We start from the raw sequence: 14,571 nt of genomic DNA on the forward strand, positions 1-14,571 counted from the left end.
TTGCCTTAAAATGAATCGCAATGAACAAAAAAATACTTCAACTAGCTTTGCCATCTATCATATCTAACATAACGGTGCCATTGCTGGGGCTTATTGATGTTGCCATTGTAGGGCATTTGGGAGCTACCGCCTATATAGGAGCTGTCGCCGTAGGGGGGATGCTGTTTAATATTCTTTATTGGAGTTTTGGCTTTTTGCGGATGGGGACCAGCGGTCTCACATCGCAAGCTTATGGAGCCGGGTTACTCGACGAATCAGTACGTACACTGATTCGATCATTGATCGTTGGTATTGGTATTGGAGTTCTTTTTATTGCTTTTCAGCTGATAATAGAAAATATAGCTTTTTATTTTATTGAAACATCAGATAGGGTGAGAGAACTTGCCGTTATTTATTTTCGTATCTGTATCTGGGGAGCGCCTGCCTTATTGGCTCTTTACGGATTTACAGGTTGGTTTATAGGTATGCAAAATTCACGTATTCCAATGTTTATTGCGATAGCCCAGAATATCATGAATATAGTTGTTAGTCTGTGTTTGGTATTTCTGTTTGAGATGAAAGTTGAGGGTGTGGCAATTGGAACCTTAGTAGCCCAATATGGTGGTCTTATAATGGCTGTATGGTTATATCGTAGATATTATAAGAAGCTTGGCTTCAAGCAACATTGGCCGAACACTTTGTGTCGAGTAGCTATGAAACGTTTTTTTAGTGTGAATAGTGATATCTTTTTGCGTACGCTCTGTCTTGTTAGTGTTTCGGTGTTCTTTACTTCAACAGGAGCTGGTGAAGGAGAGGTAATCTTAGCTGTAAATACACTTCTTATGCAGTTTTTTACGCTTTTTTCGTATGTCATGGATGGTTTTGCATACGCCGGAGAGGCTCTAACTGGCCGTTATGTTGGTGCCAATGACTTTTTAATGCTGCGCCGTTTGATTCGTTTACTTTTTCGATGGGGATTTGGATTGTCTATCTTATTTACATTGCTATATGCCTTTAATGGTAATGCCTTTATTGCATTGCTTACTGATGACGAGGCTGTAGTAGCTGTGTCTCAAGAATATTATTACTGGGCATTGGCAATTCCATTAGCTGGTTTTTCTGCTTTTATCTGGGATGGAATCTTTATTGGAGCAACGGCTACACGTTATATGCTGTTCTCGATGTTGATCGCATCGGTTAGCTTTTTCATTATGTTCTATTTTCTGCATAATCAGTGGGCAAACCATGCTCTATGGGCTTCGTTTATTGTATATCTTATATTAAGAGGAGTGATGCAAAGTTTTTTTGGAAAAAGTATATTCCGGGTCAAGATAACCCGGAATATTGATTAAACTGTATCTTTATTGCTCTTTTTTTGCTATTGCTTGCTTTTGTGAAATACTGTAGGCCGCGAAATATCCGATGCCACCTCCTTTAATATTAGTACTGATGTTGCTTAACGGTCCTCCGAAGAAAGGACTTTCTCCATCTTTTTCTTCTTGACATTGCAATAAGAAGTTATAAAAACCTTTGCCAATATTTGATAGTTGTAGTTTCACTACATCTCCATCAGCGATGAATGTCATCGTGTTATAATCGTCTGCATCTTTGTATTCATCTCTTTCTGTATCGTCAAAGAAATAACCGATTGAAGAGCCGTTAATGTATTGATTGTCATAACTTAAATCATCAAAAATAACATATTTGCTTATACGGTCATATACCGAATCATTGACAATGTATTTGCACATGTAATAGTTTGTACCAGCAGGTTCTTTGGCATAGATATTAAAAGAATAATAATGGTATTTAGCTATTTTCTCATACGAAATATCTATTGAATCGAGTTTAACAGGCAGTTCCATTTTAGCGTCGGCTTCGTAGGTTTCATTAATGCCATCATTATTGAAGTCTACCATCACTTTTAAATGATAATTTTCTCCCGGAATACCTGCCATTTGAGTGGTCGTTTTATATGTTCCGGGCGTGTTGTGTACCTCTTCTAAATTGTATAAGTCTCCTTTATCGGAAGTTATTGTAATTGTCGCGCCTGATACTTTAGCATTTTTATTGCCATCAAAATATCCTGTTGAAGAACTTAGTTGCACCTGCTGATAAGTCAGCTCATCTGTAATGGTGCTATAAATAACAATCACAGGATCAGCGTCATCGGTATCTAACTCAATACTTTCTGTGCAACTGCTTAGTCCCAGCAAAATAGCAGTCAGTGTTATGGTCAGTATGTAATATTTATATAATAATTGAACTATCATCGTCATTAAAATTTAAAATTATAAGTAATGGATGGAACCATGCTGAACAAATAAGTCATCTCTGCATTAGGGATTCCACTTGCTGTATTTTGGTCGTAAGTAATAATCCATGGATTTTTATGTCCGTAGGCATTGTACAGTGAGAAATTCCATTCTCCTTGCCATTTTTTACCCGGTTTATGAGTTGGTACATAGTTTACTGACAAATCAAGGCGGTGATAATCTTTCTTTCTATATTCGTTTCTGCCTGAATATATGGGGAAATATTCTCCGTTGATCTCAAAGCGTCCTGTAGGGTAAGAGGTTGGATTACCGGTTGCGTAAATCCAGGCAGCAGATACGCTCCATTTTTTAGAAAGCTGATATGCCGCTGAAATATTGATGCTGTGCGTTTTATCAAACGGAGAAAGATAAGTCTTGCCTTCATTAATTTCAGGAATTGTTCTTTCAGAACGTGACAGTGTATAGTTGATAAATCCGGTTAACGGTCCGTTGTTCTTCTTTACCATAAACTCAATTCCGTATGCTTTTCCTTTACCCGAACGAATTTCACCATCTAATTTATCATTGAGTAATAATTGAGCGTGATCCGCAAAATCAATTACATGATTCATCTTCTTGTAGTATACCTCTACAGATGTCTCAATATTGTTTTCGTTGAAATTACGGAAATACCCGGCCGATAACATATCAACTGTTTGAGGTTTTATGTTGGGACCGGCAGGAAACCATAAGTCCAAGGGTGAACCTGCGGAAGAATTATTGGCTAACTGAATAAATTGTGTATTGCGAGCGTAATTAGCTTTCACAGAAGAGGTTTCGGATAGTTTGTATACCATTCCAATTCTAGGCTCTAGTGCATGATATGTATGGTATATTTTTCCTGATCCGTATTGTGTTGAATCAGCTACTTCGTAGTTTTTATCATAGCTATATACTGTAGCGCTGCCTAGGTTTTGAAAAATGGACCATCGTAATCCATATCTTATTGTAAATTTATCTGTAAATTTCTGCTCAGCAGAAAGATATACTCCGTGCTCCAAAGCCTTGTTTTTAGGTATTCGAAAGTCCGGATAATCAGGCTGAGTGATAAAGCCCGGATTAAAATGATGTAGCGTACTGGTTGCTCCGTAGGTGAGTTTCAAGTTTCTGTTTAAGGTTTGGTTCCAATCCCACCTAAACATTAAGTCTGTAATGCCGGCTTCCCACTTAATACTAGCTTTGTCTAGCTTTGATTGTAACATGTAATGGTAATTGCTTGCATTTAAACTAATCTTTGAAATGAGGCTCTCGTTGAATACATGTCCCCATGTAAGCGATCCTACCCGGTTCCCATACGAAAATTCAGCAACTGAAGCAGCTCCAAATTTATCATTACCCATATAAAGATTGAGTGACAGTTTGTCTTTATTCGATAAACGATGAGATATTTTCGCATTAATATCATAAAAGTAGATAACGCTTTTGTTCAGTGACTCATCCGATGATGCTTTTAAAAACAAATCAGCGTAGCTGCGACGTCCGCCTACCATCCAGTTTGTTCGTTCGCCCATAGAACCCTCCAGCATCAAACGACTGGATATTAATCCAATACCTCCACTACCTTTTAATTTGTCAGTATAAGTGTCTTTCAATTGCACATCAAGAAGTGAAGAAAGACGCCCGCCATATTTCATGGGTAAGTCTCCTTTATATAACTCTACATTATCAACCACATCATTGTTGAAAACTGAAAAGAATCCAAACATGTGCGAAGCATTGTACACGGTAGCGTTATCAAGTACAATTAAGTTCTGATCGGCCGAACCTCCTCTGACACTATACCCTGATCCTCCTTCGGCTGTAGCTTGAACTCCGGGCAATAGTTGTATGGCTTTAATGACATCCACTTCACCCATTAGTGCAGGCATTCGCTTGATTTCATTCATTGTCAGCTTTTCAACGCCCATATTTGTGCGACTCACATTCTCGTCTTTTTTATTGGCTAACACGACTACTTCATCTAACTTTGTGTCCGACTGGAGCATAAATTCCTGTTGTGTTTCCTGACGAATGTTGATCTTTTCAGTGCGTGTTCCATAGCCGATGTAGGACATCCTACAAGAATAATTCCCAGTTGGTAACACTATGGAGAACAAACCGTTTTCGTCTGTTGAAGTACCGATACCTAGCTCTGGAATGTATATGTTTACATTCATCAGTGGCATACTGTTTTCGGCATCCTTAACAGAACCTTTAAATCTGACATTCTTTGCCACTCTGTTTTGTTTGGCCGGCATTTTCTCGTCTCGGCGATTAATAGTCACTTGCCTGTCGTTTATTTTATAGGTAAGTGTTGTGCGATTCAGAATTTCATCCAGAATTTGCTTTAAAGGCTTCTCTGTAGCCGATATAGTTACCCTGCGTGTCAATTCAGTCTTTACATCATCTGAAAAGAAAAATACATAGTTACTTTTCTTTTCAAGTTCATTCAATACTTGAATGATGGGAGTTTCTTTTTTATGAATTGATAATTTGTTAGTTTGTGCCAGTATCCCCGTAGAAATAGAAGCGAACAGAATAGTTAGTAAAAAAGTCTTTAGTTTACAAAATTTCATCTTCCTAAAATAATACCCATTGTTTTCTAATAAATCAGTTAGTCTCATAAATTTGTAGTTTGTACATTTAATACTCTTTTTAATCGGTTGAACATATTTTTATTTTATTGTCTTTCTTCACTATTTTTACAGGCATAGTCATTGCAATGCTGTTTAATACATCTTCTATGCTATCTGTTAGTATAAGCTTTCCATTACATTTCATACTATCGGCTTTGGCACAACTTTCTATTTCTACGCCATAATATCTCTCTAAATAATGTACTACATCGCTGAGTGGTTGACTGTTCAATGTTAGTACTCCGTCTTTCCAGCTTATATAATTGTATGCATCTACCTCATGAACCGTGAGATTGTTTTTGGTAATTGCGGCCATTTGGTTAGGGTCCAATATGAGTGATTGATCATTGCTTGATTGTACTTTGACTTTACCTTCCAATAGCACTACTCGTTTAACTATATCACCAGGATATGAAGATATATTGAATTTTGTGCCTAAAACTTCAACAGAAAAATTATCTCCCTTTACAGTAAAAGGACGTTTGGGATCTTTACTTACTTCCAGGTATATTTCTCCTGATACATTTACTTCTCTTTTGTTATGATCCATCAACGCGGGAAATTCAATCTCAGTTCCGGAGTTGACCCATATTTTACTCCCGTCGGGCATGCTTAAATAGGAACGCTGTCCACGAGGAACAATAAGTCTGTTTCGTTTTCGTCCGCTTTTAATCGATTGCGACTTAGTGTTGTTTTCACTAATTAAAATACTCCCGTCGGTTCTATATGTAATGTGAGCATTTCGTGGAAGAATTGATACTTTTTCATCCGTTATCAGTTGAATCACCTTAGAACCTCGTGCTATCGTATCGTTAATTTGATTGTCTTTTATAAATAGATTTTGCAGCACGAACAAAGCCCCAATCAAACATGCAGCGGCTGCAACATACGAAGTACGGAGTAATATAACCTTTCTTTTATTATTTCTAATACGCACTTTTAATTTCGTGAGCTCTTCTTTTTTCTCTTCTAGGGAAAGGCTGCATTGATTTAATTTAGTAGACTGCAATATTCTGATAGCCTGAATTATTTCAGGTTTGCAAGCAGGATATTCGTTCTGAAAGTCTGTCCAGAACTTATTGTTGCTTTCATCAGGGGAGAGTCTCCAGCCAATGAAATTTATGTCTTTAGCAAAATCAACTGCTTTATATGAACTATATTTTTCTTTTGATATCTGCATAAAAAAGAGGTTTTGTATATAAGACGACAGTCTTTCAAAAACGTTCCCATTTTTGCAGAAAAAGTTTTTTTAGTTGATCATTCTTGAAATACAAAGCAGCATCACCAGTGACAATTCTTCCGTACGAATGCGCGCTATGGCTCTGCATACTAGTTTACGAACTGCCGGAGCACTCATTTCGAGTATAATAGCAATTTCTTCATATTCCATTTCTTCAATGAAGCGCAGATAAACAGCCTCTCGCTGTCTTCCGGTCAGAAGATTAAGATATAGTTCTATCTGTTTTTCAATTTTATTCCGCTCTTCTTCGGCTATTAGCTCATCGAGTACAGTTGGTCTTACCGAAAATTCCAGTCCGGTCAAATCTATAGTGTCCATGTTTGATTTCTGTATGTCGAGAATACGGTTTTTAAGTGCTCTGATAAGGTAGAATTTAGGGTTGCTAACTCCCTGAAAAGCTTTGCGATTAAAATATAATTTATAGAAAACGTCTTGAATTGCATCTTTCAGAGTTTCTTTATCAAAACCCCATCCCATGCCATACGCCATGAGCTGATTTACATAGCGATTATAAATTATTGTAAAAGCATCATCATTTCCGTTTATGAAACGATCTAGCAAGAACAAATCATCGGTTGGTAACTGATTAAGCTTTTCAGACATATAAAGAATGACGTATATGTTATATTTTTTTGCAAATATATCATAACGTCATTGCATTTATGTGTTATTTACTTTTTTTAATACTATTGTACGGACTTAAGAGGCACATATTCAAGTGTAACAACAGATGGATCCAGATCCAGTATCTGAGTATCCGATGTGGAACATTTCTTTATTAGATAATAAAGAAGTAATAGTGTCTTTTTCATCGGAGGTAAATCTACATTCCGAGCTATTCGTTCAACCACTACAAAACGAAAATCACCTTCTATTTTTCGTTCCCGTAAAGATGGGTAACGGCTTAACAAGTCCACTTCACCTTTTTCCTCAAGCTCTTTACAGATGCGGTGAACAAATTTATCAATGTGTGCTCCTTGTTTGAATCCCGAGTGAATATCTATTCTGAACATCTTGCCCGGTACAAATACTTTAACGTCATACTTAAAGTCATAAGGTTCGTCACTGCGGTGCAAATAAACAAACCAGTATGTATCTGCTCTTTTAGGTTGTTTATTTATAAGCGAATAAGATATTTTGCTTTCCATATCTGTGGGATATTTGGCGCGTGTTACGTAAACCAAATGTGTTGCAAATTTTGGAATGCTTTTATCTTCGCAAATATTTTTTAAACAGTCTATAGTGGGAGCAATTGGTTCGTATTTTGAATAGCGGTTTTTTATTCTTCGTCCGTTGTACCATACGAACATAATTCCGAAAATACATCCTGCAATTAATATGGTAGCCCATCCTCCATGTGTGAATTTAAACAGATTAGCAATGAAAAAACTACTTTCTATCGTAATAAAGAATGCTGTAAGCGGTATACTTATCCAAAGAGTGATGTTTTTATATTGAAAGTATATGAATAATAACAGCGTAGTCATCAGCATGGTAATTGTGATGGATAAACCGTACGCTGCTTCCATGTTCGATGAAGAGCCAAAACATACAACCATTAGCACACAAAGAGCCATCAGGGCATAATTTACTTGAGGAATAAACATTTGCCCTTTAATGTTAGTTGGATATTTAATTTTAATATTAGGCCATAAGTCAAGTGAGATTGCTTCACTGATGATAGTGAATGACCCACTTATCAGAGCTTGGCTGGCAATAATAGCTGCAAGTGTAGCCATCCCGACTCCTATAAAAGAGAACCATCCCGGCATAATTTCAAAGAAAGGATTCACGTCTGTTGTTACGAGGTTGGGATGTGTGATAATCCATGCTCCTTGCCCCAGATAGTTTAAGATCAGAGTTGATTTTACGTATACCCATGATACCCTGATATTGTGCAAACCACAATGCCCCAAGTCTGAATATAAAGCCTCGGCGCCCGTTGTACAAAGGAATACGGCACCTAGAATAATGAACGCATCGGGAACCTCAATCAGCACTTTTACTGCATAAATAGGATTAAAAGCTTTAATAATCATTGGATAATGAAAAAAAGCCAATAAACCCAATACGCCAATCATGCTGAACCATAAAAACATGATACGACCAAACGGTTTACCTAAACGTGCAGTACCTAAAGGCTGTACCAAGAATATTGCTGCGATGATGATTAACGCGATAGGTACTACCGGTAATGATGGCAATAATCCGTTGAGCCCTTCAACGGCCGAGACCACAGTAATGGCCGGAGTAATAATCCCGTCGGCAAGTAAGGTCGCAGCACCGATGATAGCAATGATATAGGCCCATCTATACTTTTTTCTCATTAGCGCGAAAAGTGATAAAATGCCTCCTTCCCCTTTGTTATCAGCTCTAAGAGTGACTATTACATATTTTATAGTTGTTTGCAGGGTCAGCGTCCAGATAATACATGAAATTGCTCCGATGATATAATCAGGGTTTGCTTTTAATCCGGAAGGAAGGCCATTGATAATGGCTTTCATCACATAAAGCGGAGAAGTACCTATGTCCCCGTAAACAATACCGATAGCCATAAATATGCCCATAATACCAAAGGGCACTTTGTGCTGCTGTTTCATTTTACTATAATCTCTAATTTTACCTTAATTGAAAATCGCGCAAAAATAGATAAATAAGTGAAACCCAGTTGTTTTGAACGGCTAAATACGTTGCAAGACTTCTAAGATACCTCTTAAGAGATATGGATGTTACAAAACTGTTTCATTTCATCGTAAGAATTCGCATATTCGGTTAAAGGTTCGGTGAAAATGTTCGTCTACACTGTCGGCTATCGTATCCAGAGCAGGGAAGGGGTCCTCGTGTTTATATGGATATGGAAAGTCTAAAATATCTACTTTAATTGGGATGTTTCGCTTTACTCCTTGTAAGGTGTTAATCACTTCGTAGGCCGGTACAACAGTGTCTTTTGCCAGTGTTATAGCCAGAATTTGTTTGCTCATTTGGTTAAAGACGGCTTCACGCGGTTCGGTCAAGCATTTGTAATTCAACATTTTGCGGAAATTAACCCCTTCCGGATGCGCATCACTTAAATAATGACGAAGCAATTCGTCTCTGCGCATGTGACTTTCCAGATGCTCTACTACATACGAGTACAAGCTTACGTTTGCTTCACTGTCTAAAATAAATTTAGATACCGGTGACAAACGGTTGAATACGGCGCCTCCACAGAACATGCACAATTTTGATTCAGAAAAATACCCATCTTTGTTCGTCATCATGAGAATTTCAGCCAAAAAGCTACCTATTGAATATGAAAAGAAATCAATAGAAGCTTCTTTTTCGATGGCCGGATGTAGTCCTGCTTTGATTTGTTCCACCAAATCAATAACATCATAGTATGTTTGTAAGCCCGACCAGATAAAACGTTGAGGTTTGTTGTGCAGGCGGGTGCTAATTGCTACATTCGAAAGCGTTGAACACAGCACATCAGGGTGCCTTTCTTTTCTTTGTTGGCTGATGGCAAACATTTGTCGGCTGTCACTCCAGCTGAGCGGTGCTCTGTTCATGTGAAATGCGATGGGGAATAGCAATACAGCTTTTCCTGTCTCTTCAACTAACGTTTTAGCCCATGTTAAGTATTTGGCCCAGTATTTCTCATTAAAGCCATGAAATAACAAAATTACATGGTTTACCTTGTTATCACCTTTCGGACGGAACAAGTGATAACGGAATTTGATGTTTTCCATGATTTCCGCATCACACTTGTTTATCATGGATTGTATAATATCCGGTTCATAATCAGGATCGGCAGCCGTACAATACTCATAGGAATCTTGATTGCCGGTTCCTCCTGGTAGGAGAAATCGATAGGCCGATTCAAAGTTGTAGTTTTGCACGATAATCTTTTCGTCAATTACAATTTCCTTATTTTCATAGTTGACAATCTTTTTGAGATAGTTATGAAGGTCGATGTATTTCATTGTTACGTCTGATTTAATAATTGTTCAATGCTTAGAACATTGCCAAAGATAAATATAAATGTTTCAGATTGTTATTTAAATCGGGATAAATGGTGTTAAATACCTAAATACAGATTCTATTCAGAATTTGCACCTACTTTTACGTCCTTAAAATATTTATATTGTTTATGAATAAGACTGGTACTTATCAATTTTGTATTATCATTCCGGTATACAATGAAGAGGGAAACATAACTAGATTGGAAAACGAACTAAAAAAGTTTCAGCATATTTCTCCTCTTAAAACATGCATCCTTTTTGTTAATGATAGTTCGATAGATAAAAGCTTAGCGCTGATAAAAGCTGTTTGCGCAGTCAATGAAGGTTTTTTCTACCTTTCATTTAAGCAAAATAGAGGTTTAAGTGCAGCGATTAAAGCCGGAATTGATTATGCTGAATCAAAGTTCATCGGTTATATGGATGCCGATTTGCAGACAACGCCGGAAGATTTTAACCTCCTGTTTCCCTATTTGAACGATTACGAAATGGTCATGGGCATTCGAACAGGCAGGAAAGATTCGTTTATTAAAAACCTTTCTTCCAGAGTGGCCAACGGATTCAGGCGGATGATGACAGGCGATGGTATTAAAGACACGGGTTGTCCTTTGAAAATAATTCATTCGGATTGTGCCAAACGCATACCCCTGTTTAATGGCATGCATCGTTTCTTGCCGGCATTAGTGCAGTTGCAGAATGGCAAAGTAATGCAGATTCCTGTTCGTCATTTTGAACGAACTGCCGGTCAATCCAAATATCATCTATTTAATAGATTAGTTGGTCCTTTTAAAGATTGTTTTGCTTTCCGATGGATGAAACATCGGTACATAAATTACACGATTGATTCAAGTAATGTTGACCTATTGAATGAATAATTATATTGTTTTTGGCATTGGCTTTCTGGCTCAGGCACTTTTCTCCGCTCGTTTGGTTGTTCAATGGCTTCTTTCCGAGAAAGCGCGAAAGGTTGTTTCACCCACGAGTTATTGGCAAATTAGCATTTTGGCGTCTTATTTGCTGTTTGTTTATGGCTGGTTACGTGATGATTTTGCTATTATTTTGGGTCAATACATTTCATATTACATTTATATATGGAATTTAAACACTAAAAATCATTGGAAAGAACTACCGGCATTCATTCGCCTTGTATTGCTGTTAACGCCTGTATTAGTAATAATATATCTGCTATTGACATGGGATATAAACGGGCCGAGATTATTCCGTAATGCCAATATTCCGTTGGGATTGTTAATTTTCGGTTCTATGGGACAGATTATTTTCACCTTTCGTTTCATATATCAATGGTTTTATTCTCGCCATAAAGGAGAATCTGTTTTCCCGGTTACGTTTTGGGTGCTCAGTTTACTTGGCTCAGCCATTATAGTAAGTTACGGTATTTATCGTAGCGATCCGGTACTTATTCTGGGGCAGTCGGCCGGGTTCATTGCATACATAAGGAATTTGTTTATACTTAGAAAAAATAAGTAAGATGAAAGTATTGGTAACCGGTGCAGCCGGATTTATAGGATTCCATGTAGTTCGCAAACTACTTGATTATAAGTGGCAAGTAGTAGGACTTGATAACATCAATTCCTATTATGATGTTAATTTGAAATATGCACGTTTGCAACAATGTGGCATTCATCGAGAAAATATTATTTCTCATAACGAAGTTCTAAGTTCCAGCTATGCTAATTATTCTTTTTATAAGATAGACTTGGCTGATAAAGAGCAGATGGATGAACTATTCAGAAACCATTCTTTTGAGGTTGTTATTAATTTGGGTGCACAAGCCGGTGTACGCTATTCTCTGGAAGACCCCTATACGTATGTGCAATCAAATATTGTGGGCTTTGTTAATTTGCTGGAGAACTGTAGAAAACAGGGCATAAAACACTTTGTATATGCTTCGAGCTCTTCAGTATACGGAATGAACTCAAAATATCCGTTTTCGGAAGATGACATGGCTGATTATCCCGTTAGTTTGTATGCTGCGACCAAACGCAGTGATGAATTAATGGCATTTACATACAGTCATCTCTACCAGTTGCCCTGCACGGGTCTACGGTTTTTTACTGTATATGGTCCGTGGGGTAGACCGGATATGTCGCCTATGATTTTTGCCGATTCCATTCAAAAAGGAGTCCCACTAAAAGTGTTTAATCACGGTGATATGTTAAGAGACTTTACGTATGTTGATGATGTGGTAGAAGGCTTAGTCTCAGTACTTGATTATCCACCTGATGTAAATGAAGAAAAACCGTATTACCGTATATTAAACATTGGCCATGCAGATCCTGTAAAACTCCTTGACTTCATTCATGCAATGGAAGAGGTGATGGGAAAGAAAGCCAAACTTGATTTTCAGCCTATGCAAGCCGGCGACGTGACTGTTACTTATGCAGACGTACGTCATTTAAGAGAACTCACAGGCTATCAGCCTCGTACATCGCTAACATGTGGATTAAGTAAATTTATATCTTGGTATGAAACCTATTATGATCTCTGATCAGATAAAGCATCTGGCATTACTTTTACTAGTATGCTTTTTTTCTTTCTTTGTACACAATGACTTCATTCCTGCTGATTTGATGGAGTCACGGAATCTGGCTACTGCACAGGAAATGGTGGCGTTGGAAAATTATCTTGCTCCAACCATGAATGGAGAACTTCGTCTCGAAAAACCACCTTTGCCTACTTGGATCGCTGCCTGTGTCAATCACATAAAGCCCCACAGCCTTTCTGCCCAACGGTATGCCGCGGGTGTAGCTGCAACTCTAATGGTTGTCTTTCTTTACCTTGTAGCGAGGCAACTAAGTAAGAACTCTACTGTATCTTTTGTTTGTGCTTTGATATTGGCTACTTGTTACAATGTTATTATGATGGGGCGTACGGCTACGTGGGATATTTATTGTCATAGCTTTATGCTGGGCGCCATCTTTTTTTTCATTAAAGCACTATCACATGAAGGACCTCAGTGGCGTTTTTTTGTGTTCACTGGTTTATTCATGGGACTTTCCTTTTTAAGTAAAGGTCCTGTTTCCTTTTTTGCATTGCTCATACCTTTTATTATAGCTTATCTGGTCACCTGGCATCCTTCTTTCAAAGGAAAGATGAAGCCTATAATTGCAATGATTTTAGTTTGTTTGATGGTTAGTTTTTGGTGGCCGGTTTACATTTATATTTTTCACAGAGACTGGGGGGTACACATTGCAAATAAAGAATCGTCTTCCTGGTTAAATCACAACGTGCGTCCTTGGTATTATTACTGGCAGTTCCCGGCTGAAGCTGGAATTTGGGCCCTTTTCTGGGTCACATCACTTGTTTGGCCTTATTGGAGGAAGCTTTTTAGCCAAATACACCTTCATAAAATTTATCTGTTTTCCATTGTCTGGACTGTTGGTTCGTTGATTCTTCTTTCACTGATTCCCGAGAAGAAAACCCGTTACCTCTTACCATTGCTTATTCCGGGTGCCATAAATGTGGGCTTATGTTTGTACTATTATCTATCCGGCCGATTAATTCTTTCAAGAGAAAAGAGGCTATTTCGAATTAATATGAGTTTAATCCTATTGGTTATTTTAGCTTTGCCGGTAGCCCTTTATCTGTTTTTTGTGCAGAAACAGGAACTCGAAATTTCGCTTTTTGCTATGATATGTTTCTGCTGTTTTTTATTGGTATTGTTGTTGGCATGGAGTATTTACAACCGGCGTGTAAATTATAAAATTGCTTTGGGATGTGTGATAGGTACCATGCTGGTAGTGGAAGGTCTCTGCTTTATTCCGGCAGGTAAACTTTTTATTAACAATGAAAGACACAGTATTAGTGAAGTTCGTAAAATACCGGTTCTTCAGCATTTACCTTTTTACTATGTTGAAGGTGAAGAACTGCGTATTGAATTGGTCTATGAAAGTGACCGGGTAATTCGTCCGCTAAATATAAGAAATATGAATCTTGTAGAAAGCAAGCTGCCTTTTGTCTTGGTTAGTGCTACCCCTGTTGATTCAGTGTTGGATGCATCAAAATGGGAAATAGATGAAATAGGAAGATATGATAATAATTGGCAGAAAACCAATAGTCGGAAGTACAATCTTGATTTAGTTCGTTACGTTAGTGTTTTGCGTATTAAATCTACAGATTCCACACCTTGATCCACATTTTCCACAATTGGCAGTAGATAGAGTATTACTTGTAATAGTCTGATAATGAATGGATTGGTTCTTCTAGGGGAGTTTGGCACGGTTATTGTAACTATATAAGTATTAAAAGAATACTATAACCTAAACGATGAATGAGAAGATCCTTAATTATGAAAAGAATAATTGGTTAAGTTTGTTTATTGAGAAGAAAAACAAAACACAAAGCTCTGGATCTTAACAATGTTGCAGTGATGCAATGCCTTTTGAATTGTTTGTTTTTCCCGG

Annotated in this window: 11 protein-coding genes; 5 read left to right on the plus strand and 6 right to left on the minus strand. The window is 37.6% G+C overall.

Features of this window, described 5'->3' with window-relative positions; translation table 11 throughout:
- Window positions 1-20: 20 nt before the first annotated feature.
- Window positions 21-1,331 (plus strand): MATE family efflux transporter, encoded by a 1,311-nt coding sequence (locus ACKPCE_RS07945; protein WP_319504768.1) that lies wholly within the window; start codon window positions 21-23, stop codon window positions 1,329-1,331.
- 9 nt (window positions 1,332-1,340) lie between these two features.
- On the opposite strand, the gene ACKPCE_RS07950 is transcribed toward ACKPCE_RS07945, so the two are convergent.
- The 6 genes from ACKPCE_RS07950 to ACKPCE_RS07975 all read right to left on the minus strand — a co-directional run bounded on the left by ACKPCE_RS07950 (window position 1,341) and on the right by ACKPCE_RS07975 (window position 10,111).
- The gene (locus tag ACKPCE_RS07950; RefSeq protein WP_319504769.1) at window positions 1,341-2,252 is read right to left on the minus strand and encodes a DUF4249 domain-containing protein; all 912 of its coding nucleotides are present in this window, start codon (window positions 2,250-2,252) and stop codon (window positions 1,341-1,343) included.
- A 5-nt stretch (window positions 2,253-2,257) separates the two neighbouring features.
- Window positions 2,258-4,897, minus strand: coding sequence for a TonB-dependent receptor domain-containing protein (locus ACKPCE_RS07955; protein WP_319504770.1), 2,640 nt, complete (start codon window positions 4,895-4,897; stop codon window positions 2,258-2,260).
- Between the two features lie 31 nt (window positions 4,898-4,928).
- Complete coding sequence (locus ACKPCE_RS07960; RefSeq protein WP_319504771.1) at window positions 4,929-6,089, minus strand: FecR family protein; 1,161 nt, start codon at window positions 6,087-6,089, stop codon at window positions 4,929-4,931.
- A 69-nt stretch (window positions 6,090-6,158) separates the two neighbouring features.
- Window positions 6,159-6,752: an RNA polymerase sigma factor gene (locus ACKPCE_RS07965; protein ID WP_024997029.1), complete on the minus strand. Its 594-nt coding sequence runs from the start codon at window positions 6,750-6,752 to the stop codon at window positions 6,159-6,161.
- 83 nt (window positions 6,753-6,835) lie between these two features.
- Window positions 6,836-8,749 (minus strand): KUP/HAK/KT family potassium transporter, encoded by a 1,914-nt coding sequence (locus ACKPCE_RS07970; RefSeq protein WP_319504772.1) that lies wholly within the window; start codon window positions 8,747-8,749, stop codon window positions 6,836-6,838.
- Window positions 8,750-8,896: 147 nt separating this feature from the next.
- Entirely contained in the window at window positions 8,897-10,111 is a 1,215-nt protein-coding gene (locus ACKPCE_RS07975; protein ID WP_319504773.1) for a DUF6051 family protein, read from the minus strand.
- A gap of 167 nt (window positions 10,112-10,278) precedes the next feature.
- Between ACKPCE_RS07975 and ACKPCE_RS07980 the strand changes: the two genes are divergently transcribed.
- From ACKPCE_RS07980 to ACKPCE_RS07995, 4 genes are read left to right on the plus strand one after another with little or no spacing between them, the layout of a single operon-like run.
- On the plus strand, window positions 10,279-11,022 hold the full coding sequence (locus ACKPCE_RS07980) for a glycosyltransferase (RefSeq protein ID WP_319504774.1): 744 nt from the start codon (window positions 10,279-10,281) through the stop codon (window positions 11,020-11,022).
- Window positions 11,015-11,635 carry a lipid-A-disaccharide synthase N-terminal domain-containing protein gene (locus ACKPCE_RS07985; RefSeq protein ID WP_024997032.1) on the plus strand — a complete coding sequence of 207 codons (621 nt, stop codon included), beginning with the start codon at window positions 11,015-11,017 and terminating at the stop codon, window positions 11,633-11,635. The genes ACKPCE_RS07980 and ACKPCE_RS07985 overlap by 8 nt, the downstream gene beginning before the upstream one ends.
- Before the next feature lies 1 nt (window position 11,636).
- The gene (locus tag ACKPCE_RS07990; RefSeq protein ID WP_319504775.1) at window positions 11,637-12,656 is read left to right on the plus strand and encodes an NAD-dependent epimerase/dehydratase family protein; all 1,020 of its coding nucleotides are present in this window, start codon (window positions 11,637-11,639) and stop codon (window positions 12,654-12,656) included.
- On the plus strand, window positions 12,634-14,298 hold the full coding sequence (locus ACKPCE_RS07995) for an ArnT family glycosyltransferase (RefSeq protein WP_319504776.1): 1,665 nt from the start codon (window positions 12,634-12,636) through the stop codon (window positions 14,296-14,298). The genes ACKPCE_RS07990 and ACKPCE_RS07995 overlap by 23 nt, the downstream gene beginning before the upstream one ends.
- The last annotated feature ends 273 nt before the right edge of the window (window positions 14,299-14,571 follow it).

The organism is Bacteroides graminisolvens, assembly GCF_963666085.1.
Taxonomy (GTDB): Bacteria; Bacteroidota; Bacteroidia; order Bacteroidales; family Bacteroidaceae; genus Bacteroides; species Bacteroides graminisolvens.